This window comes from Xanthomonas boreopolis (assembly GCF_046529185.1).
In the GTDB taxonomy this organism is placed as follows: Bacteria; Pseudomonadota; Gammaproteobacteria; order Xanthomonadales; family Xanthomonadaceae; genus Pseudomonas_S; species Pseudomonas_S boreopolis.
In genome coordinates, this window is the sequence record NZ_CP097162.1 from 3984929 (window position 1) to 4002308 (window position 17380).

A 17380-nucleotide genomic window follows, 5' to 3' on the forward strand; every position below is an offset into this window, starting at 1 on the left:
GGGCCGGACACCGGAAGCCGGTCCTCGGGGGCAGCGCTCCCGTGGGAGGGACTTCCGTCCCGACAAGGGCGTTCTCGACCAAGGCTCCCACCCACCGAACGCCACAGGTGCAAAACGGACCCCGGCTCGTCCCCGCGCGCCTACGAACTGAAGTACGCCTCGGCGATCGCCCCGTGCAGCTCGCCCAGCCGCAGCTGGATCTCGTCCATGAACACCGTCGGCTCGTGCGCCGCCAACCACACCGGATCGGCGTTGCGGATCATCCCCGACACCCGCATCAATGCGCGCTCGACCGCGGGCCGCGGCGGCATGCCCGGCAGGATGTGCGCCGCGCGGCTCAGGCAGAACTGCACGCTGCGCGGGAATTCGTTGTTCTGCAGCAGGAAGCGCAGCGCCTGCTCGCCGCTGACCCGCTGGCGCACGTGGCGGCGGTACATCTGGTAGGCCGCCAGCGCGCGCAGCGCGTTCATCCACTGCATGTTCCGGTACGCCTCGCGATCGTCCGCCTGGCGCGGCGTGACCAGGCCGGAGGCGGCCGCGTCGATGATGCGCGTGGTCATGTCGGCCTGTTCGATCGCCGTGCCCAGGCGCATGAACTGGAAGCCGATGTCGCGGCTGACGTTGGCGGTCAACAGCCCGGACACCTTCAGGCAGGCGTCGGTGATGCGATTGAGGAATTCCATCCGGTAGCGCCGGCCGACGCAGCGCTCGCCCTCCGCGCCGATGTGCAGGTGCAGGTCGTTGACCGCCTCCCAGGCCTCCTGCGGCAGCGTGTCGCGGATGCGGCGCAGGATCTCCCGCGCGTTCTCCAGCGAGCTGCGCAGCGAGGAAGGATTGCGCTCGTCCAGCAGCAGGAATCGCACCACGTCGGTATCGCCGACGTCGTCGCCGGCGTTGGGAAACCACAGGTTGAACAACTCGCCCGCGCCGACCGTATCGATCATGGGCCGCCACGCGAAGCGCACCGAGCGCGGCAGGTCCAGCTGCAGCAGGCTGCCCACGCTGACCAGCCGCGCGGTGTTCTCGGCGCGGCGCAGGTAGCGGCTGAACCAGTAGAGGTTGTCGGCGACGCGCGAAAGCACCGGCTCAGCCCCCTTCCTCTTCGTCCAGGTCGACCACCCAGGTGTCCTTGGCGCCCCCGCCCTGCGAGGAATTCACCACCAGCGAGCCCTCCTGCATCGCCACCCGGGTCAGCCCGCCGGTGGTCACGTAGGTGTCCTCGCGCGAGAGGATGAACGGGCGCAGGTCCAGGTGCCGCGGCGCCGGCCCGTCCTCGGTGACGATCGGCGCGGTGGACAGGTTCAGCGTCGGCTGCGCCATGTAGTTGCGCGGGTCGGCCTCGATCAGCCTGCGGAACTGCTCGCGCTGGCGCTTGGTCGAGCGCGGCCCGATCAGCATGCCGTAGCCGCCGGATTCGTTGGCCGGTTTCACCACCAGCTCCTCCAGGTGTTCGAGCACGTATCGCCGGTCCTCGTCGTCGTGGCACAGGTAGCTCGGCACGTTCGGCAGGATCGGTTCCTGGTCGAGGTAGTAGCGGATCATCGCCGGCACGTAGGCGAACACCACCTTGTCGTCGGCCACGCCCGCGCCGGGCGCGTTGGCCAGCGCCACCTTGCCGGCGCGCCAGCTGCGGATCAGCCCCGGCACGCCCAGCACCGAGTCGGGCCGGAACGCTTCCGGGTCGATGAAGGCATCGTCGATGCGCCGGTAGACCACGTCGACCCTGCGCGGGCCGTACACCGTGCGCATGTAGGTGCAGTCGTCGTCGGCGACGAACAGGTCGTCGCCCTCGACCAGCTCGATGCCCATCGCCTGCGCCAGGTAGGCATGCTCGAAATAGGCGCTGTTGAACACCCCCGGGGTCAGCAGCGCGATCACCGGCACGTCGCCGGGACGCGGGCTGAGCGCGGCCAGCGTGTCGTACAGCTGCGACGGGTACTCGTCGACCGGCAGGATCGCCGTGGTCTCGAACAGTTCCGGGAACACCCGCTTGGCCACCTGCCGGTTCTCCAGCATGTAGCTCACCCCGGAAGGGATCCGCAGGTTGTCCTCCAGCGCATACAGGGTGCCGTCGGCATCGCGCACCAGGTCCGAGCCGCAGATGTGCGCCCACACGCCCAGCGGCGGCGCGATGCCCACGCATTGCGGGCGGAAGTTCACCGACTCGGCCAGCAGCATCGCCGGGAACACCTTGTCCTTGACGATGCGCTGCGCGCCGTACAGGTCGCCGATGAACATATTGAGCGCCTGCATGCGCTGCTTCAGCCCGGCCTCGGTGCGGCGCCACTCGCTGAGCGGGATGGTGCGCGGGATCAGGTCGAACGGCAGCGTGCGATCGACGTTGCGGCCGTCGGAATAGACCGTGAAGGTGATGCCCATGACCCGCGCGGCGACGTCGGCGGCGAGCTGGCGTTCGGAGATTTCGCGCCCGGAGAGGCTGGAGAGGTATTCGACGACCGGCCGGGCGGCCGGGCGCGAGGCGCCGTCGGCCTGGATCAGCTCGTCATAGGTGGCCGTACGGTACCTGCTCCAGTCCATCGCGCCCCATGCTGTCCGCATCCGGCGGCGCGGTGCCGCGCGGCATGCTGTGCTGCAACATGCACCTTGCCCGCCGGAGCGTCAAGAGCCGGGCGCGGCGGCCTGGACCCGCGCGCCGGCCATCAGCATGGCGTCGCTGGATTCCTGGAACACGCGCAGGCCGAACAGCGGCAGCATCGCCAGCAGGTGGTCGAAGATGTCCGCCTGGATCTGCTCGTACCGGGCCCAGCGCGTGTCGTTGGCGAAGCAGTACACCTCCAGCGGCAAGCCGGTGGTGGTCGGCTGCAGCTGGCGCACCAGCAGGGTCATCTGCGGATGCACCTGCGGGTGCGCGCGCAGGTACTGCTCGACGTAGGCGCGGAACGTGCCCAGATTGGTGACCCGGCGCGCATTGACCCGGGCCGCGCCGCGGCTGTCCAGCTGCGCGTTCCACTCGGCGATCTCGCCGCGCTTGCGGTCCAGGTAGTCGCGCAGCACCTCCAGCTGGCGCATCCGCTCGACCTCCTCGTCCTCGAGGAAACGCACGCTGTGCTGGTCCAGGTAGAGGGAGCGCTTGATCCGCCGGCCGCCGGCCTCGGTCATGCCGCGCCAGTTCTTGAACGAATCGCTGATCAGCTTCTTGGTGGGGATCGTGGTGATGGTCTTGTCGAAGTTCTGCACCGTCACCGTGTGCAGGGCGATGTCGATCACGTCGCCGTCGGCGTTCTGGCTCGGCATCTCGATCCAGTCGCCCAGGCGCACGCGGCCGTCGTTGCTGATCTGCACGCTGGCCACCAGCGACAGCAGGGTGTCCTGGAACACCAGGATCAGCACCGCGGTGATCGCGCCCAGGCCGGTCACCACCTTGGCGAAGTCCACGCCCGCCAGCGTCGCCACGATCGACAGGCCGACCAGGGCGAACAGGATGATCTTGGCCACCTGCAGGTAGCCCTTGATCGGCCGGTCGCGCGCGTCGGCACGGCGTTCGTAGGCCTGGTTGGCCACGTCCAGCGCGCGCGAGATCGCCAGCGCCACCGTCAGCACGATGAAGGCATGGCACAGCTTCCCGACCGCGGCCACGACGATCTCCGGCAGGTGCGGCGCCGCGCCGATGCCGGCCGACAGCACCAGCGCCGGCACCACGTTGGCCAGGCGCGGCACCACCTGCAGGCGCACGCCCTGGTCGTGCTGCGAGGCGCCGCCGGCGATCCGGCTCAGCAGCTTCTGCAACCCGCGCAGCAGCACGCGCTTGGTCAGCCAGTTGGCGCCCCAGGCCAGCAGCAGCAGGCAGGCGACCACCAGCGCGTCGTAGGCCCAGGGATAGGGCGCGAGCCATCGTTGCAGGCGCTCCAGGCCGTGCACGGGCATGGCGATATCCAGCATGAAAACCTCCTTTCCTCGCCCGCCTGCCGCGCCATTGCAGCCGGGCGGGCCGATGATGCCTGGCGCCGGCGGCGCCTCTCGGGCGGGTCGCGGCCGGTCGGCCGCGGGCGTCAGTCGCGGCTGCGCTCGATGACCACGCCGACCGCGCTGGCGCCGCGCACGGCGCCGGGCTTGCTCAGCTTCAACCGCAGCCAGCGCACGTCGAACTCGTGCAGCACGATCTGCGCGCACCGCTCGGCCAGCGTTTCCACCAGGCCGAAATCCGATCGTTCGACGAACTCGACCAGGCGTTTGCTCACCGCCTTGTAGTTGAGCGTGTCGGCGATGTCGTCGCTGGCCGCCGGCCGGCGGTTGTCGAAGCCCATCTCCAGGTCGAAGCGCAGCGTCTGGCGGATGCGCCGCTCCCAATCGTAGATGCCGATGAGTGCGTCGATTTCGAGACCTTCGATGAAGACTTTGTCCATGGGGAGCAGGGATTGGCAGACTCGGGATTGGAGAGGGGACGAGGGCAGGAGCGGAGCGTTCTACGAATCACGGATCCCCGGTCCCGTATCCCCTGCCGCCAACGGCGGCAGCATCGCCATGTCCCAGCGCGGCGTGACATGGATCGCCGCATCGTTGCGCTGGCCCGCCTGCAGGCGCAGCGCGCCGGCGAAGGCGATCATCGCGCCGTTGTCGGTGCACAGCGACGGCCGCGGGAAACAGGCGCGGCCGCCGCGCTGCGCGCACATCGCCTGCAGCTTCGCGCGCAGGCGCTTGTTCGCGCCGACGCCGCCGGCGACCACCAGCGTGTCGCAACCGGCTTCGTCCAGCGCGCGCTCGCACTTGATCGCCAGCGTATCGACCACCGCGTCCTCGAAACCGCGCGCGATGTCGGCCCGGGTCTGCTCGGCCTGGTCGCTGGCCTGCCAGGCCAGCAGCACCTGGGTCTTCAGCCCCGAGAAACTGAAATCCAGCCCCGGCCGGTCGGTCATCGGCCGGGCGAAACGGTACTTGCCGGGAGTGCCGCGCTCGGCCAGCGCCGCCAGCTGCGGGCCACCCGGGTACGGCAGGCCCATCAGCTTGGCGGTCTTGTCGAAGGCCTCGCCAGCCGCATCGTCCAGGGTCTCGCCGAGCAGGCGGTAGCGGCCGATCGCCTCCACCGACACCAGCTGGGTGTGCCCCCCGGAGACCAGCAGCGCCACGAACGGCGGCTCGGGCGGGTCGTCCTCCATCAGCGGCGCCAGCAGGTGGCCCTCCATGTGGTGCACGCCGATCGCCGGCAGCTCCAGCGCCCAGGCCAGCGACCGCGCCACCGCCGCACCCGCCAGCAGCGCCCCGACCAGGCCCGGGCCGGCGGTATAGGCCACGCCGTCCAGCTCGTGGCTGCCCAGCCCGGCATCGGCCAGGGTCTGCCGCACCAGCGGCAGCAGCTTGCGCACGTGGTCGCGGCTGGCCAGTTCGGGCACCACCCCGCCGTACTCGGCGTGCAGGGCGATCTGACTGTAGACGTGGTGGGCCAGCAGCCCTTGGCCGGGGGGCTGCGCGATGTCGTAGACCGCCACGCCGGTCTCGTCGCAGGAGGATTCGATGCCCAGGACTCTCATGGACGCCATTCTGGACCGGTTCGCCGCGTGCGCCAAACCCGGGCGCTTGCAGTGGCGGTGCGAGCCGCTATAATGCACGGCTCGCCGGGGAAACCCGGACATTTTCGTCATGCGAGTCCGCTCGCACCGCCCGGCCCGCCGGTCGGATATGCCATCCCTGGAGAACCCATGCCCAGCGTCAAAGTCCGCGAGAACGAGCCCTTCGAGTTTGCGCTCCGCCGTTTCAAGCGCACCTGCGAGAAGGCCGGCGTCCTGGCCGAGACCCGCAAGCGCGAGTTCTACGAAAAGCCGACCCAGGAGCGCAAGCGCAAGGCCGCCGCGGCGGTGAAGCGCCAGCTGCGCCGCTCCTCGCGCGACGTCACCAAGCGTCAGCGCCTGTACTGATAGACCCGCCGTCACGGCACGCGTCGCGCGATCCGCGCGGCACGACCGTCGAGCGACGCCAAGGGGCCGGCACGCGCGAGCGTCGCCGGCTTTTTGTGTTCGTACCTTCCGGCCATTGCGCCTTTCCGAACCCAGGAAAACACCCATGAGCCTCAAGCAGCAGCTCACCGACGACATGAAGGCCGCCATGAAGGCCGGCGACAAGCAGACCCTGGGCGTGATCCGCCTGATCAACGCCGCGATCAAGCAGCGCGAAGTGGACGAGCGCATCGAGCTGGACGATGCCGCCGTGGTCGCCGTGCTCGACAAGATGGTCAAGCAGCGCAAGGACTCGGTGTCCCAGTACGAGGGCGCCGGCCGCGAGGACCTGGCCGCGATCGAGCGCGACGAGATCGTGGTGATCGAGCGCTACCTGCCGGCCAAGCTCGGCGAGGCCGAGATCGCCGCCGCGATCCAGGCCGCGATCGCGCAGACCGGCGCCACCGGCCCGGCCGACATGGGCAAGCTGATGGGCGCGCTGAAGCCGAAGCTGGCCGGCCAGGCCGACATGGGCCTGGTGTCCCGGCTGGTCAAGCAGGCGCTGGCGGGCTGACCCCCGCCCCGGTGCGCGGCGCCGCGGCCTGCGGCGCGATGACGCTGCCGCCGGCCCCACGACCAGCGACAACAAGAATCATTATCATGTAAAATTTCCGTGATGGACGCCGGCACGGCCGCGGCGTCTGGCCCACAACCCATCCGGAAATCCCTCCATGTCCGTTTCCTCCCCCCGTACTGCCGGGCTGCCGCGCGCGTCGCTGCTGGCCATCGCCCTGCTGGCCGCCTTCCACGCCCACGCGCAGACCGCCGCGAACGCCACTCCCGCCGACCTGGATGCGGTGCTGGTCGTCGCCCAGCGCGCCGAGCGCGTCAGCAACGGCGCCACCAACCTCGACCTGACGATCAAGGACACCCCGCAGTCGATCAGCGTGGTGAGCGGCGAGCAGATGCGGCAGTTCGGCGCCACCAGCGTCAACGACGCGCTGAAGCTGGCCACCGGCATCCAGGTCGATGAGTGGGAAACCAACCGCACGACCTATTCCTCGCGCGGCTTCGACATCCAGAACACCCAGATCGACGGCGTCGGCCTGCCCAACGGCTGGGGCATCGCCACCGGCGCGCAGGACGCCTACGGCTACGAGAAGGTGGAAGTGATCCGCGGCGCCAACGGCCTGCTCACCGGCGTCGGCAATGCCGCCGGCACCATCAACTACGTGCGCAAGCGCCCGACCAACGAGGAACAGGGCGAAGCCGGCATCAGCTACGGCTCGTGGGGCACCGTGCGCGCGCAGGCCGACTACTCCTCGCCGCTGACCCAGGACGGCCGCTGGGCCGCGCGCTTCGTCGCCGCGCATGAGGACGGCGAGTCGTACCTGCGCGCCAACGAGAACAAGCGCGACTTCTTCTACGGCGTGGTCGACGGGCAGATTGGCGAGAACGGCACGCTGACGCTGGGCTATTCGGCGCAGAGCGCCAAGTCCGACGGCATCATGTGGGGCGCGCTGGCCTGGATCTACAGCGACGGCACCCAGGCCGAGTGGCCGACCAGCGCCACCACCACCCAGGACTGGACGTTCTGGAACACCAACAACCAGAACGGCTTCGCCGAATACACCCACCAGCTCGGCGAGGACTGGCAGTTGAAGGTGGCGTACAACTACCGCCGCAGCACCGGCACGGAAAAGATGTTCTACGCCTACGATGGGACCGGCACCGGCCTCGATCCGGAGACCAACCAGGGCTTGGTCGGCTATCCGTGGGCGGGCAGGGACAGGGTGGTCGCGCACCTGGGCACGGCGACCTTGAACGGGCATTTCGAGGCGTTCGGCCGTGAGCACGACGCGATGCTGGGTGTCAGCCTCGCCCGCAGCGAAACCAACAACTGGGAGCGCAGCGCGCTGGATTACGCCTGGGGGGAACTCCTGCCCAGTTTCCCGTACGCCACCAGCGCCATCGCCGAGCCGACCTGGAGCGATGAGGCGCTCTATGCCGAATTGACCCAGCGCCTGAAGCGCGCGTTCGGCGCCACCCGGATCGCGCTGAACGACCGGCTCAAGGCCATCGTCGGCGTCAACTACGCCGAATACATCCGCGAGGGTGTTTCCTCGGGAGTCAACGCCGACCTGACCACCAGCCACACCAGCCCCTACGGCGGCCTGACCTTCGATTTCAGCGACAACGTCCTTGGCTACGTCAGCTACTCCGATCTCTACCAGCCTCAGGACCAGGTGGGCGCGGATGATCGCTACCTCGATCCCAGCAAGGGCGTGAACTACGAGGTCGGCGTCAAGGCCGACTGGCTGGACAAGCGCCTGCTGACCACGCTGGCCGTGTTCAAGGCCGACCAGGAAGGGCTGGCCACCGCGACTGGCGAGTACAACGAATTCGGCCAGAGCATCTACGCCGGCGTCGACGTGAAGTCCAAGGGCGTCGAGTTCGAGGCGGTCGGCAAGCTCACCGACGACCTCGACCTGGTCTTCGGCTACACCGCACTGAAGCTGGACGGCCTGAATGGCGACGACACCTACTCGTGGGTGCCGCGCCGCACCGCCAACCTGCTGCTCAGCGGCCGCCTGCCGAACTACAAGGCGCTGTCGCTGGGCATCGGCGGGCGCTGGCAGAGCGAGATCTTCAACGTGGAATCCAGCGGTCATACCGTGCGCCAGGGCGGCTACGCGGTGCTCAACGCGTTCGCCGCCTGGGACTTCCTGCCCAATGCCACGGTCCAGGTCAACGTCCACAACATCACCGACGAGAAGTACATCAACACCCTGCGCTACAGCGGCTACTACGGCGCACCGCGCAACTACACGCTGAGCCTGAACTGGCGTTTCTGAGCGGCGGCCGGGGGCGCGAACCCGGGCTTCAGCCATCCCCTGTGGGAGGGGCTTCAGCCCCGACAGACGGCCGGGAAAGCCTGTCGGGGCTGAAGCCCCTCCCACAATCGGCGCCAATCGAGTGCGCGAAACCCGCCATCCCGGCGGGTTTCGTGCTTCAGGCGCGATTTCATCCGCCCTTGTGCCCGCTCCTGCTAGAACCTGCACGTCGCCCGCTTTCCGGTTTCGCGCATGGTTCCACGCCTGTCCCCGCGCCTGCTGCGGCTTTCCGAGCGCGCCCGGCGCAGCCTCCCGGCCGCGCTGGCGCAACGCTTCGCCGAGATCGACCTGATGACCCAGGCCGCCTCGCTGTCGTTCTACGCGCTGCTGTCGCTGGCGCCGCTGCTGGTGCTGCTGCTGTGGCTGACCGCCTCGCTGTATCCGCCGGCGCAGCAGTCGCTGGTGGAGCAGATCGGGCAGATGGCCGGCGCCAACGCCGCCGCGGTGGCCGCCACGGTGATCCGCAACGCCACCGAGCGGCCCGGCGTCGGCACCCTGGCCGGGCTGTGGAGCACGCTGCTGCTGTTCGTCGGCGCCACCGTGGTGTTCGCGCAGCTGCAGGGCGCGCTCAACCTGATCTTCCGTTCCGACCGCCAGCAGCTCAACGGCCTGAAGGCCTGGCTGAAGAAGCGGGTGTTCTCGATGGGCGTGGTGCTGGCGCTGGGCTTCCTGCTGATCGTCTCGATGATCGCCACCACCGCCCTGCAGGTCGCCTTCGCGCGCCTGCCCTCGCTGCTGCCGGCGCTCGGCTACGCCACCACCCTGCTGCTGTACGCGGCCGCGTTCGCCTTCCTCTACCACTACCTGCCCGACCGCCGCGTGGCCTGGCGCCAGGCCCTGCTCGGCGGGGCGATCACCGCGGTGCTGTTCGCGCTGGGCCGCTACCTGATCGGCCTGTACCTGGCGCAAGCCGCGCCGGGCAGCGCCTACGGCTCGATGGGCGCGCTGGTGCTGCTGCTGGTGTGGCTGTACTACGCCGCCCTGGTGTTCTTCGCCGGGGCGCTGATCACCGCGGTGATCGACGAAAGAACACTGGCGCGGGCCGAGGCGCCAGCGGAGCCGGCGTAGGAGCGACGTGAGTCGCGAGGGCTTTCCCGGGAAAGCTCCATCGCGGCTCACGCCGCTCCTACCGACATGGCATCCTATCGGCCTGCATGGCACGTATCCCCGACGCTTTCATCGACGACCTGCTGGCCCGGACGGACATCGTCGAGGTCATCCAGGCGCGCGTGCCGCTCAAGCGCCAGGGCAAGGAGTATTCGGCGCGCTGCCCGTTCCACGACGAGCGCTCGGCCTCGTTCACGGTCTCGCCGACCAAGCAGTTCTACCACTGCTTCGGCTGCGGCGCGCACGGCACCGCGATCAGCTTCCTGATGAACTACGACCGCCTCGAGTTCCTCGACGCGGTCGACGAGCTGGCCAAGCGCGCCGGCATGGAAGTGCCGCGCGACACCCAGCAGCGCAACGCCGCGCAGCAGGACGACGGCCGCGAGCTGTACCTGGCGCTGGAGGCGGCGTCGAAGTTCTTCCAGCGCCACCTGGAAGGCAGCGACAAGGCGCGCGCCTACCTGGACGAGCGCGGCGTCGATGCCGAGAACCGCGCGCGCTTCCAGATCGGCTACGCCCCGGACGGCTACAGCGCGCTCAAGGACGCGCTGGGCACCGACGAGCGCCGCATGAAGCTGCTCGACCGCGCCGGGCTGTTCTCCAAGAACGACCGCGGCCACGTCTACGACAAGTTCCGCGACCGGGTGATGTTCCCGATCTTCGACCGCCGCGGCCGCGTGATCGCCTTCGGCGGGCGCGTGCTCGACAAGGACGACGGCCCGAAGTACCTCAACTCGCCCGAGACCGCGCTGTTCCACAAGGGCCGCGAACTGTACGGCCTGTGGCAGGTCAGGCAGGCGCACCAGAAGATCGAGCGGCTGGTCGTGGTCGAGGGCTACATGGACGTGGTCTCGCTGTTCCAGTTCGGCGTCACCCAGGCGGTGGCGACGCTGGGCACCGCGACCACGCCCGAGCACGCCGAGCTGCTGTTCCGCAACGCGCCGGACGTGTACTTCTGCTTCGACGGCGACAACGCCGGGCGCAAGGCCGGCTGGCGCGCGCTGGAATCGGTGCTGCCGCGGATGAAGGACGGGCGCCAGGCGTTCTTCCTGTTCCTGCCCGAGGGCGAGGACCCGGACACCATCGTGCGCAAGGAAGGCAAGGACGCGTTCGACGCGCGCCTGAAGCAGGCCACGCCGCTGTCGCAGTTCTTCTTCGACGAGATCGCGCGCGAGATCAACCTGGCCACGCTCGACGGCAAGGCGCGCCTGGCCGAGCGCGCGCGCCCGCTGCTGGCGCAGATCCCCGATGGCGCCTTCGGCGACCTGATGCGCCAGGAACTGGCGCGGCTGACCGGCGTCGGCGCGCCGGTCCCCGGCAATCCCGCGCCGCCGCCGGCGCGCGCGCCGCGCGCGGTCGCGCCGGCGCAGAAGCGCAGCCTGGTGCGTGCGGCGATCGCGATCCTGCTGCAGAAGCCTTCGCTGGCGCTCGCGCTGGAAGGCCACCATGCCTTCGCCGGGCTGCGCCTGCCGGGCGTGGAGCTGCTGATCGAGCTGCTGGAACTGGTCGAGCAGCGCCCGGACATCAGCACCGGCGCGCTGCTGGAGCACTTCGCCGGGCGCGAGGAACAGGCCGCGCTGCACAAGCTGGCGGCGCAGGCACTGCCCGGCGACGAGGCCAGCTGGTCGCAGGAACTGCACGACGCGATCGCGCAGCTGGAGCGCCAGCTGCTGCAGCAGCGCCTGGAGGAGCTGCAGGCCAAGCAGCGCACGCAGGGCCTGGACGAGACCGACAAGTACGAGCTGCGCGAACTGCTCAAGGCCCGCGCGAACCAGCGCTGAGGAACGGGCTCGCCCTGCACGCCCGCGCCGCAGGAAAGGCGCGGGAAAGAATGGCCTTTAGAATGCCCGGACCCCGTACCTCCAAGGACGCCCGATGAAGAACTGGCTGGCGCGGTTGCGCATCGATTCCTTCACCCTCGCGCTGCTGTGCACGATCGCCCTGGCCTCGCTGCTGCCGGTGTCCGGGCGCGCCGCCGTGGCGATGGACGGCTTCACCGACTTCGCCATCGCCGCCCTGTTCTTCCTGCACGGCGCGCGCCTCTCGCGCGAGGCGGTCAAGGCCGGCGCGCTGCACTGGCGGCTGCACCTGGTCATCCTGGCCTGCACCTTCGTGCTGTATCCGCTGCTGGGGCTGCTCTCCAAGCCGCTGTCGCACGCGCTGCTCACCCCGGACCTGTTCGTCGGCGTGCTGTTCCTGTGCGCGCTGCCGTCCACCGTGCAATCCTCGATCGCGTTCACCTCGATGGCCGGCGGCAACGTGCCGGCGGCGGTCTGCGCCGCCTCGCTGTCGAGCCTGCTCGGCGTGTTCCTCACGCCCTTGCTGATGACCCTGCTGGTCGGCGCGCAGGGCAGCATGGAGCACCCGGCGCAGGCGATCGGCAAGATCCTGCTGCAGCTGCTGGTGCCGTTCCTGGCCGGGCACTTCCTGCGCCCGTGGATCGGCCGGTGGGTGGAACGCCGCCGCGCGATCCTGCGCTACACCGACCAGGGCACCATCCTGCTGGTGGTCTACACCGCCTTCAGCGAGGCCGTGATCGAAGGCCTGTGGCACAAGACGCCCCTGCCTGCGCTGCTGGGCGTGCTGGCGGTGGCGGCGGTGCTGCTGGCGGTGGCGATGGTGCTGATCACCTGGATCGCCCGCGGGCTGGGCTTTGCGCGCGCCGACGAGATCCCGATCGTGTTCTGCGGCTCCAAGAAGAGCCTGGCCACCGGCGTACCGATGGCCAAGGTGATGTTCGCCGGCGGCAGCCTGGGCGCGATCGTGTTGCCGGTGATGATCTACCACCAGCTGCAGTTGATCGTCTGCGCGTTCGTGGCCGCGCGCTACGCCCGGCACAAGGCCTGACGCCGCCGGGGGCTCAGGCCAGCGCCAGCAGCCAGTGGTCGACCAGCAGGAACGCGAACAGCGCCATCAGGTACACCACCGAGTAGCCGAACGTCTTCATCGAGAACAGCTCGTCCGGCGGATCGAGCATGCGCCAGGCATACCAGAGGAACACCGCGTCCAGCACCAGCGCGCCGCCCAGATAGAACACCCCGCTCATGCCGGTGGCGACCGGCAACAGCGTCACCACCGTCAGCCCGATGGTGTAGGCCATGATCTGCCGCCGCGTATGCTCCACGCCATGGGTGACCGGCAGCATCGGGATCGCCGCCTTGGCGTAGTCGGCGCGGCGGAAGATCGCCAGCGCCCAGAAATGCGGCGGCGTCCACACGAAGATGATCGCCACCAGCAGCGCCGAGTTGATCCAGTCCGCCGCGCTCGGCAGCCCCGTCACCGCGGCCCACCCCAGCATCGGCGGCATCGCGCCGGCCAGCCCGCCGATCACGATGTTCTGCGATGTCGCCCGCTTGAGGTACACGGTGTAGATCACCGCATAGCCGATCAGCGAGGCGAAGGTCAGCACCGCGGTGATCGTGTTCACCCACAACACCAGCATCGCCATCGAGACCACGATCAGCACGCTGGCGAACACCAGCACCTGCCACGGCTTGACCTTGCCCACCACCAGCGGGCGCCACGAGGTGCGCGCCATCTGCGCGTCGATGCGCGCATCGAGCAGCTGGTTGATCGCCGCCGCGGCCGCCGCCGCCAGCCAGATGCCGAAGAAGCCGACCGCGCCCGCACGCGCCTGCTGCGCGCTCGGCATGCCCGGGATCGCCAGCGCCATGCCCACCAGCGCGGTGAACACGATCAGGCCGACCACCTTGGGCTTGGTCAGGTCCCAGTAGTCGCGGACGCTGGCGCTCATGCCGGCTCCGGCGCGCGCAGCCGTGCCACCAGCGACACCAGCACGAACATCAGCGCGACCGCGCCCCCGTTGTGCATCACCGCCACTTCCAGCGGCAGCGCCAGCTTGACGTTGAGGACGCCCAGCGCGACCTGTACCGCCACCAGCAACGCCAGCGCCACCGCCCAGCCCCGCAGGCCCGGCTGGCGATACAGCCGCCATGCCAGCCACCACAGGTACAGCGCGGTCGCCACCGCCCACAGCCGGTGCGCCATCTGGATCGCGATGCGCGAGGCGCCATCGAGCACGCCGCCTTCGTAGTCCACGCCGATGCCGCGCCACAGGGTGAAGCCTTCGGCGAAGTCGTGCGGCGGCCACCACTGGCCGACGCAGCGCGGGAAGTTGTCGGCCGACCAGGTGCCGCCGCCGCAGGCCAGCGCCGCGTAGTTCGCGCTGACCCAGCCGCCGAGCGCGATCTGCAGCGTCAGCACCGCGATGCCGGCGCGCACCAGCCACTTCAGTCGCCCGGCATCGGCCACGGTGATCGGCAGGTGGGTCGCGCGCCAGGCCATCCAGACCAGCAGCCCGAACATCAGCAGGGCGCCCAACAGGTGGCCCATCACCACGATCGGCTTGAGCAGCCAGGTCACCGTCCACATGCCGAGCAGCGCCTGGAAGATCACCACCGCCAGCGTCAGCACCGCCGCGCGCGCCATGTCGATGTTGGACCAGCGCAGCGCCGCCAGCAGCAGGATCGCCTCGCCGGCGATCGCCAGCGCACTGGCGGCGACGTGATCGCCATGCATGTAGATCGGGATCGCCGCCGCCACCAGCAGCGAGGCGGCCACCACCTGGGCCACGCCGAAGCGCCGCCGGCGCACCGCCAGCAGGGTGATCGCCAGCACTTCGATCCCGAGCGACCCGGCCAGGAAGCGGTGCACCTGCTCGCGCCAGGCCTTGTGCGTCTCCAGCGGGCGGATCCTGGTCGCCGCATGGTCGGCCACCTCGGCCGGCGCCGCCGGCCAGGTCGCGCGGCCGTAGCAGGTCGGCCAGTCCGGGCAGCTCAGTCCGGCATCGGACAGGCGCACGAACGCGCCGAACATGATCGTGGAGGCCGTGAACAGCGTCGCCAGCCAGACCATGCGGTGGAAGTGCCGGGCCAACGCCGGACGGGAAATCGGGTTCATCGCGGGAGAGGGCTCACATCAGTTTCAACAGCTTCGCCAAGTCCGCGCGCAGGCCGGCCGGGTCGAAGCCGGGCGCATAGCGCAGGATCACGAAACCGTTGGGGTCGATCACGTACACCGGCACGCCGCCGGCCTCGTCCAGGCGTGGCAGTTGCCGCCGCAGGCGCGGATCGTCGCGCACCACGCGCAACTCCGGCAGCGCCGGCAGGCCCGCCGGCGGCGTCCCGATCCACAGCACGTGCACCTTGTCGGCATTGTGGCCGAGCAGCTGCCATACCTTGTCCAGGTCCTCCGCCAGCGCCAGGCAGGCCTGCACGCAGTCCGCCGGCGGCGCCAGCGCGATCCGCCACAACCGCTCGGACGGCGCCCAGGCATAGTCGCCGCCGCCGGCCAGCTGCGGGGTCAGCGCACGCAGGTCGCCGGGCGGCGACAACAGTTCGCCGTGGTTGCGCATGGCCGCCGGCTGCCAACCCGAGAAGCGCAGCGCCCCGGCCACGAACATCGAGCCGAAGAACAGCACGAACAGGGCGATCAGCATCCTGCGGCCGCGCTTGACCGAACGCGGCATGGCCGTTGGGGAGGAAGTCATGCCGGGGATTTTCTCATGCCGTGGATTTCGCCGCCCGCCTCGCCTGGCGCCGCCGGCGCCCCTCCAGCACGCCGGCGGTGACCAGCACCGCCAGCGCCAGGCCGAACCACTGCACCGCGTAGGCCAAGTGCCGCGCGGGCGGCAACGTGTTGGGCAGCAGGTCGAGGTCGCGCGCGTAGCCGAGCGGCAGGGCCGGATCCAGGCGCAGCACCTGCGACGAAATGTCGCGCCCGCCCAACGCCTGAGCGACCGCGTCCGGGTCGATCCGCGTCGCCAGCCAGGTGGACGCCTGCCCGGCCGGGGCCATCGCCGGGCCCAGCGCCAGCCCGGCCGACGGCGGCGGCGCCAACAGGCCGCGCAATTCGGCCGGCCCCGCCACGGGCGGTATCGAAGGCAGGCGCCGGTCCGGCGGCAACGCCAGCCAGCCCAGGTCGACCAGCACCAGCGCAGGGGCGCCTTGCACCTCGAACGGCTGGTAGACACGCACGCCGGCCCGCCCGTCGCGGGTCTGGTTGTCCAGCAGGATGCGCTGCGGCAGGAACCGGCCGCGGCCCTCGACCCAGGCCAGCGCCGGCGGTCGCGCCAGCGCCTGCGGCAACGCCACGGTGCGGTCGCGCACGTGCGCCGCCGTGTCCAGCAATCGTTGCTTGGCCTGCATGCGCTGCCACTGCCAGTGGCCGAGCCCGGCGAACCCGGCCGCCACCGCCAAGGCCAGGAGCCACAACCCCATGCGCGTGTGCTGGCGCATCATGACAAACGTCCCGAAAGCGGCTGCAATGGCTCCACCGCACCGGACACCGGGACCACCGTGAACGATTCGCTCAAGACCCTGCTGATTGTCGCGTTCCTGATCGCCATCGTCTGGAACCTCGGCGCCGGCCTGTACTACCTGCTCAACGACCGCGGCCAGACCAAGCGCACGGTCAGGGCACTGACCTGGCGCATCGGCCTCTCGGTGGCGCTGATCCTGCTGGTGGTGCTCGGCATCTATACCGGCTTGATCAAGCCGCACGGGATCGGCGGCTGAAGAGGCCGCCGGCGGGGCGGGCGCAGGGATCCGCCAGAGCGCTTGCCGTCTTCCATCCCGTATTCCCGGCCCCTGCCCTCAAAGCACGTACACGAACAGGAACAGCGCCAGCCACACCACGTCGACGAAGTGCCAGTACCAGGCCGCCGCTTCGAACGCGAAGTGGTTGTCGCGGGTGAAATGGCCGCGCGCGGCGCGCAGCCACATCACGATCAGCATGATCGTGCCGAGCGCCACGTGCATGCCGTGGAAGCCGGTCAGCATGAAGAAGGTCGAGCCGTAGATGCCCGAGCCCAACGTCAGGTTGAGCTCCTTGTAGGCATGCATGTACTCCTCGGCCTGGAAGTACAGGAAGACGCAACCCAGCAGCACCGTCGCCGCCTGCCACACCAGCAGCTTCGTGCGCTGCCCGGCCTTCAGCGCATGATGGGCGATGGTGAGCGTCACGCCGGAGCTGAGCAGGATCAGCGTGTTGACCAGCGGCAGGCCCCAGGCCGGGATGGTCTGGAACTGCCCGCCGATCTGCCCCGGCCCGTTGGTTGGCCAGGCGGCCGAGTAGCCGTTCCACAACAGCTCGTTGGTCATCACGCCGTCGCCGCTGCCGCCCAGCCAGGGCAGCACGAAGGTGCGCGTGTAGAACAGCGCGCCGAAGAACGCGCCGAAGAACATCACCTCGGAGAAGATGAACCACACCATCCCCATCCGGAACGAACCGTCCACCTGCCGGTTGTAGGCGCCGGAATTGGATTCGCGGATCACGTCGCCGAACCACATGAACAGCGTCGCCGCCAGCATCGCGATGCCGGCGAAGAACGTCCAGCGCCCCCAGGCCGCATCGTTCAGCCAGCTCGCCACGCCGATCATCGTCACGAACATCGCGATCGAGCCGACGAACGGCCACCGGCTCTGGCTCGGTACGAAGTAAACGTTGGCGTCGGAAGTGTGCTGGGCCATG

General features: G+C 69.7%; 17 protein-coding genes. 7 read left to right on the forward strand and 10 right to left on the reverse strand.

What is annotated here, in order from left to right; translation table 11 throughout:
* Positions 1-140 precede the first annotated feature (140 nt).
* From M3M27_RS17895 to tsaD, 5 genes are all read right to left on the reverse strand, one after another.
* The gene (locus M3M27_RS17895) at positions 141-1082 is read right to left on the reverse strand and encodes an alpha-E domain-containing protein (RefSeq protein ID WP_140726304.1); all 942 of its coding nucleotides are present in this window, start codon (positions 1080-1082) and stop codon (positions 141-143) included.
* A gap of 4 nt (positions 1083-1086) precedes the next feature.
* On the reverse strand, positions 1087-2538 hold the full coding sequence (locus tag M3M27_RS17900; protein ID WP_140726301.1) for a circularly permuted type 2 ATP-grasp protein: 1452 nt from the start codon (positions 2536-2538) through the stop codon (positions 1087-1089).
* Positions 2539-2619: 81 nt separating this feature from the next.
* On the reverse strand, positions 2620-3900 hold the full coding sequence (locus tag M3M27_RS17905; protein ID WP_434026485.1) for a mechanosensitive ion channel family protein: 1281 nt from the start codon (positions 3898-3900) through the stop codon (positions 2620-2622).
* A 110-nt stretch (positions 3901-4010) separates the two neighbouring features.
* Entirely contained in the window at positions 4011-4364 is a 354-nt protein-coding gene (folB, locus tag M3M27_RS17910; RefSeq protein ID WP_434026486.1) for a dihydroneopterin aldolase, read from the reverse strand.
* A gap of 60 nt (positions 4365-4424) precedes the next feature.
* Positions 4425-5486: a tRNA (adenosine(37)-N6)-threonylcarbamoyltransferase complex transferase subunit TsaD gene (gene tsaD / locus M3M27_RS17915; protein ID WP_434026487.1), complete on the reverse strand. Its 1062-nt coding sequence runs from the start codon at positions 5484-5486 to the stop codon at positions 4425-4427.
* A gap of 168 nt (positions 5487-5654) precedes the next feature.
* Here tsaD and rpsU point away from each other — a divergent pair, with 168 nt between their 5' ends.
* The 6 genes from rpsU to M3M27_RS17945 all read left to right on the forward strand — a co-directional run bounded on the left by rpsU (position 5655) and on the right by M3M27_RS17945 (position 12736).
* Complete coding sequence (gene rpsU, locus M3M27_RS17920) at positions 5655-5870, forward strand: 30S ribosomal protein S21 (RefSeq protein WP_002808376.1); 216 nt, start codon at positions 5655-5657, stop codon at positions 5868-5870.
* Between the two features lie 145 nt (positions 5871-6015).
* Entirely contained in the window at positions 6016-6462 is a 447-nt protein-coding gene (locus tag M3M27_RS17925; RefSeq protein ID WP_434026488.1) for a GatB/YqeY domain-containing protein, read from the forward strand.
* 157 nt (positions 6463-6619) lie between these two features.
* Entirely contained in the window at positions 6620-8743 is a 2124-nt protein-coding gene (locus tag M3M27_RS17930) for a TonB-dependent siderophore receptor (protein ID WP_434026489.1), read from the forward strand.
* 231 nt (positions 8744-8974) lie between these two features.
* Positions 8975-9850: a YihY/virulence factor BrkB family protein gene (locus M3M27_RS17935; protein WP_434026490.1), complete on the forward strand. Its 876-nt coding sequence runs from the start codon at positions 8975-8977 to the stop codon at positions 9848-9850.
* Positions 9851-9936: 86 nt separating this feature from the next.
* Complete coding sequence (gene dnaG / locus M3M27_RS17940; protein ID WP_434026491.1) at positions 9937-11670, forward strand: DNA primase; 1734 nt, start codon at positions 9937-9939, stop codon at positions 11668-11670.
* Between the two features lie 94 nt (positions 11671-11764).
* Positions 11765-12736 carry a bile acid:sodium symporter family protein gene (locus tag M3M27_RS17945; protein ID WP_140726274.1) on the forward strand — a complete coding sequence of 324 codons (972 nt, stop codon included), beginning with the start codon at positions 11765-11767 and terminating at the stop codon, positions 12734-12736.
* Positions 12737-12749: 13 nt separating this feature from the next.
* On the opposite strand, the gene cyoE is transcribed toward M3M27_RS17945, so the two are convergent.
* From cyoE to M3M27_RS17965, 4 genes are read right to left on the reverse strand one after another with little or no spacing between them, the layout of a single operon-like run.
* On the reverse strand, positions 12750-13643 hold the full coding sequence (gene cyoE, locus M3M27_RS17950) for a heme o synthase (protein WP_434026492.1): 894 nt from the start codon (positions 13641-13643) through the stop codon (positions 12750-12752).
* Entirely contained in the window at positions 13640-14809 is a 1170-nt protein-coding gene (locus M3M27_RS17955) for a COX15/CtaA family protein (protein ID WP_434026493.1), read from the reverse strand. Before M3M27_RS17955 ends, cyoE begins: the two co-directional genes overlap by 4 nt.
* A 13-nt stretch (positions 14810-14822) precedes the next feature.
* The gene (locus tag M3M27_RS17960; protein ID WP_140726264.1) at positions 14823-15398 is read right to left on the reverse strand and encodes a hypothetical protein; all 576 of its coding nucleotides are present in this window, start codon (positions 15396-15398) and stop codon (positions 14823-14825) included.
* A 13-nt stretch (positions 15399-15411) separates the two neighbouring features.
* A complete protein-coding gene (locus M3M27_RS17965) occupies positions 15412-16149 on the reverse strand; it encodes an SURF1 family protein (RefSeq protein ID WP_140726261.1) in 738 nt (245 codons plus the stop codon).
* 57 nt (positions 16150-16206) lie between these two features.
* Between M3M27_RS17965 and M3M27_RS17970 the strand changes: the two genes are divergently transcribed.
* Positions 16207-16425, forward strand: coding sequence for a twin transmembrane helix small protein (locus M3M27_RS17970; protein ID WP_140726258.1), 219 nt, complete (start codon positions 16207-16209; stop codon positions 16423-16425).
* A 78-nt stretch (positions 16426-16503) separates the two neighbouring features.
* Here the strand turns inward: M3M27_RS17970 and M3M27_RS17975 are convergent, their stop codons facing one another.
* Positions 16504-17379: a cytochrome c oxidase subunit 3 gene (locus tag M3M27_RS17975; protein ID WP_140726255.1), complete on the reverse strand. Its 876-nt coding sequence runs from the start codon at positions 17377-17379 to the stop codon at positions 16504-16506.
* Position 17380 lies beyond the last annotated feature (1 nt).

Excerpts from the sequence above, each read along its gene's own strand:
- M3M27_RS17900 (WP_140726301.1), bottom strand. The coding sequence starts at position 2,538 with ATGGACTGGAGCAGGTACCGTACGGCCACCTATGACGAGCTGATCCAG.
- M3M27_RS17905 (WP_434026485.1), bottom strand. The coding sequence starts at position 3,900 with ATGCTGGATATCGCCATGCCCGTGCACGGCCTGGAGCGCCTGCAACGA.
- folB (WP_434026486.1), bottom strand. The coding sequence starts at position 4,364 with ATGGACAAAGTCTTCATCGAAGGTCTCGAAATCGACGCACTCATCGGC.
- tsaD (WP_434026487.1), bottom strand. The coding sequence starts at position 5,486 with ATGAGAGTCCTGGGCATCGAATCCTCCTGCGACGAGACCGGCGTGGCG.
- rpsU (WP_002808376.1), top strand. The coding sequence starts at position 5,655 with ATGCCCAGCGTCAAAGTCCGCGAGAACGAGCCCTTCGAGTTTGCGCTC.
- M3M27_RS17925 (WP_434026488.1), top strand. The coding sequence starts at position 6,016 with ATGAGCCTCAAGCAGCAGCTCACCGACGACATGAAGGCCGCCATGAAG.
- M3M27_RS17930 (WP_434026489.1), top strand. The coding sequence starts at position 6,620 with ATGTCCGTTTCCTCCCCCCGTACTGCCGGGCTGCCGCGCGCGTCGCTG.
- M3M27_RS17935 (WP_434026490.1), top strand. The coding sequence starts at position 8,975 with ATGGTTCCACGCCTGTCCCCGCGCCTGCTGCGGCTTTCCGAGCGCGCC.
- dnaG (WP_434026491.1), top strand. The coding sequence starts at position 9,937 with ATGGCACGTATCCCCGACGCTTTCATCGACGACCTGCTGGCCCGGACG.
- M3M27_RS17945 (WP_140726274.1), top strand. The coding sequence starts at position 11,765 with ATGAAGAACTGGCTGGCGCGGTTGCGCATCGATTCCTTCACCCTCGCG.
- cyoE (WP_434026492.1), bottom strand. The coding sequence starts at position 13,643 with ATGAGCGCCAGCGTCCGCGACTACTGGGACCTGACCAAGCCCAAGGTG.
- M3M27_RS17955 (WP_434026493.1), bottom strand. The coding sequence starts at position 14,809 with ATGAACCCGATTTCCCGTCCGGCGTTGGCCCGGCACTTCCACCGCATG.
- M3M27_RS17960 (WP_140726264.1), bottom strand. The coding sequence starts at position 15,398 with ATGACTTCCTCCCCAACGGCCATGCCGCGTTCGGTCAAGCGCGGCCGC.
- M3M27_RS17965 (WP_140726261.1), bottom strand. The coding sequence starts at position 16,149 with ATGATGCGCCAGCACACGCGCATGGGGTTGTGGCTCCTGGCCTTGGCG.
- M3M27_RS17975 (WP_140726255.1), bottom strand. The coding sequence starts at position 17,379 with ATGGCCCAGCACACTTCCGACGCCAACGTTTACTTCGTACCGAGCCAG.